Annotated in this window: 3 protein-coding genes and 1 pseudogene; all 4 read left to right on the forward strand. The window is 43.0% G+C overall.

From position 1 onward, the window contains the following. Positions 1-143: 143 nt before the first annotated feature. Positions 144-545 (forward strand): Spx/MgsR family RNA polymerase-binding regulatory protein, encoded by a 402-nt coding sequence (locus SPADD19_RS05340; RefSeq protein ID WP_021152971.1) that lies wholly within the window; start codon positions 144-146, stop codon positions 543-545. 12 nt (positions 546-557) lie between these two features. Beyond that, a complete protein-coding gene (locus SPADD19_RS05345; RefSeq protein WP_003003480.1) occupies positions 558-836 on the forward strand; it encodes a UPF0223 family protein in 279 nt (92 codons plus the stop codon). Further along, positions 826-1,596 (forward strand): inositol monophosphatase family protein, encoded by a 771-nt coding sequence (locus tag SPADD19_RS05350; RefSeq protein ID WP_061455451.1) that lies wholly within the window; start codon positions 826-828, stop codon positions 1,594-1,596. The genes SPADD19_RS05345 and SPADD19_RS05350 overlap by 11 nt, the downstream gene beginning before the upstream one ends. Then, positions 1,597-2,686: pseudogene (locus tag SPADD19_RS05355) on the forward strand (RsmF rRNA methyltransferase first C-terminal domain-containing protein); the annotation flags it as partial. It lies immediately after the preceding gene.

Consider the following 2,686-nt stretch of genomic DNA (forward strand, 5'->3'; position numbering starts at 1 on the left):
TTCTTGGGAAAAATGAAAGGGATTTCTTTTTTCCACTGAAATTCAGAAAAATCGTCGAGAAATCAAAAAAAGCGCTTTTCAAGCACCTATTTTTTTTGTATAATAGAGTCAGATAGTTATATATAAAAAAAGAAGTGAACCACATGATTACATTATTTTTATCACCGAGTTGTACATCATGTCGAAAAGCTCGGGCTTGGTTAAAAAAGCACGATGTTCCATTTAAAGAACACAATATTATGACAAGTCCTTTGAGCAAACAGGAGTTGACAAGTATATTGGCCTTGACCGAAAACGGAACAGACGACATTATTTCAACTCGTTCAAAAATTTTTCAAAAATTGGATGTTGATGTTGAAGATTTATCTATCTCAGCCTTGATCCGTCTGATTGAGGAAAATCCAAGTCTCTTGCGGAGACCGATTATTTTAGATAACAAACGCATGCAGATTGGCTTTAACGAAGATGAAATTCGGGCCTTCTTGCCACGGAGTTATCGCAAACAAGAGTTACGCTCTGCCACTCTAAGAGCAGAAATAAACTAAGAAGTATGTCGAATGCAAAAAAATTATAGTTACCCACTGGACTTATCGTGGAGCACTGAAGAGCTTGCTTCAGTGCTTTCTTTTTTCAATAAAGTTGAAGAAGCCTATGAAAGTAAGGTAGAGGCCAAAGAATATATGGAAGCCTACCGCGCTTTTAAGAAGGTCGTGCCTAGTATCGGAGAAGAAAAGCGTCTTGGACGGGAGTTCGAAGAAGTGAGCGGTTATTCTCTCTATCGTGCGACCCAGGCTGCAAAGCAAAAAGAGGAAGGATGGTTTTCTCTTGAAGAATAAATTAGAGTTTGCCAAACAGATCGTTTTAGAGGCTGGAGACTACTTGCGTCTTCATCTCCATGATGACTTGATGATCTCAAAAAAGACTGGGCCGACGGATTTAGTCACCCAGATGGACCAACAGGTTCAAAAGGATTTGGTTGAAAAAATCACACATCGCTATCCAGAAGATCGGATTTTTGCGGAGGAAGATGGCCTTCGTTCACCGATTTCAGAAGGATCCGTTTGGGTGATTGATCCTATTGATGGGACCAATAATTTTGTGACCCAAAAGGAAGATTTTGCGGTGATGGTGGCCTATTTTGAAGACGGAATTGGTCAGTTTGGCCTGATCTACGATGTGATGCGGGATCACCTTTTTTACGGGGGTGGAGAATTCCCTGTTTATCGCAATGAGGTTGAACTGACGCCCTTTGTGGACCAACCTCTGGAAAACCTTTTGATTGCTTCAAATGTCGGCATGCTTGAGAAAAATGACTGGGGCATGGCCGATCTTGGTATGGACTCTCTTGGCATTCGGGTCTACGGAAGTGCCGGTATTAGTTTTTCAAAAATTCTCTCAGGTGGGATTCTAGCTTATTTTAGCTACATCTGGCCCTGGGATTATGCCGCAGCTGCGATCATGGGGGAACAGTTGGGCTATACCGTTTTAAATCTAAATGGAGATAAACCTAATTACCAGTCAGTGGAACCGATTATGATGGTTCCAAAAGTGAAGTTAACAGAAATTCAAACCTATCTTAAGAAAGGGAGAAGTTAAATGAATTTTCCCAATGGTTTTAAAGAAAAATACCAGCATCTTCTAGGTGAGGATGCTGCTGCTTTTTTTGCGACCTTTGAACAAGAAGCAGTATCGGCCTTTCGGACTAATCCTTTGAAAGAAGCTCAAAAAGCATTTGATGATCCGATTCCCAATACTCCTTGGGGACATTATGGAAAGGTCTCAGGAAAATCCATCGAGCACGCAACGGGCTTGGTCTATTCGCAAGAACCAGCAGCCCAGATAGTGGCCCAAGTCGCTCAGCCGAAGCCTGGAATGAAGGTCTTAGACTTGGCGGCAGCTCCTGGCGGAAAGACCACCCAACTCTTGTCTTATTTGGACAATCAGGGACTCTTGGTCTCCAATGAAATCCACAAGGGCCGCTCGAAAATTCTTGTAGAGAATGTCGAACGCTTTGGTGCGCGAAATGTGCTGGTAACCAATGAGTCTGCCGATCGTCTGGCCAAAGTTTTCTCAGGCTTTTTTGATCTGATTGTACTAGACGCCCCATGTTCAGGTGAGGGGATGTTCCGTAAGCAACCAGATGCCATGGACTATTGGTCCATCGATTATCCTCAAGAGTGCAGTCTTCTTCAAAGAGAGATTCTCGAGGATGCTCTCAAGATGTTGGTCCCAGGTGGTTCCTTGGTTTATTCAACCTGTACCTGGGCTCCTGAGGAAAATGAAGAGATCGTATCCTGGCTTTTGGAAAACTATGATCTGGAATTGGAAACGATCGAGAAGATCAATGGTATGGCAGAAGGTATTGACCATCCAGAAACGGCGCGCATGTATCCTCATCTCTTTAAAGGGGAGGGACAATTTGTTGCTAAGTTCCGTTATCTAGGAGAGAATCGTCCTGCCAAAATCCCTTCCAAAAAGGACCAATTATCTGCGGAGCAAAAGAAATGGTGGCAGGAGTTTTCTAAGAAACACTTGAAGATCACTCTAGAAGGTGTCCTCGAAACCTTTGGGGACGAACTCTACTTGGTTCCACTTGGTTTACCAGATTTGCGAAAAGTAAAAATCGCCCGAAATGGCTTGCATCTAGGCACCTTCAAGAAAAATCGATTTGAACCTAGTTTTGCCC

It is taken from the genome of Streptococcus parasanguinis, from assembly GCF_001578955.1.
Taxonomy (GTDB): Bacteria; Bacillota; Bacilli; order Lactobacillales; family Streptococcaceae; genus Streptococcus; species Streptococcus parasanguinis_U.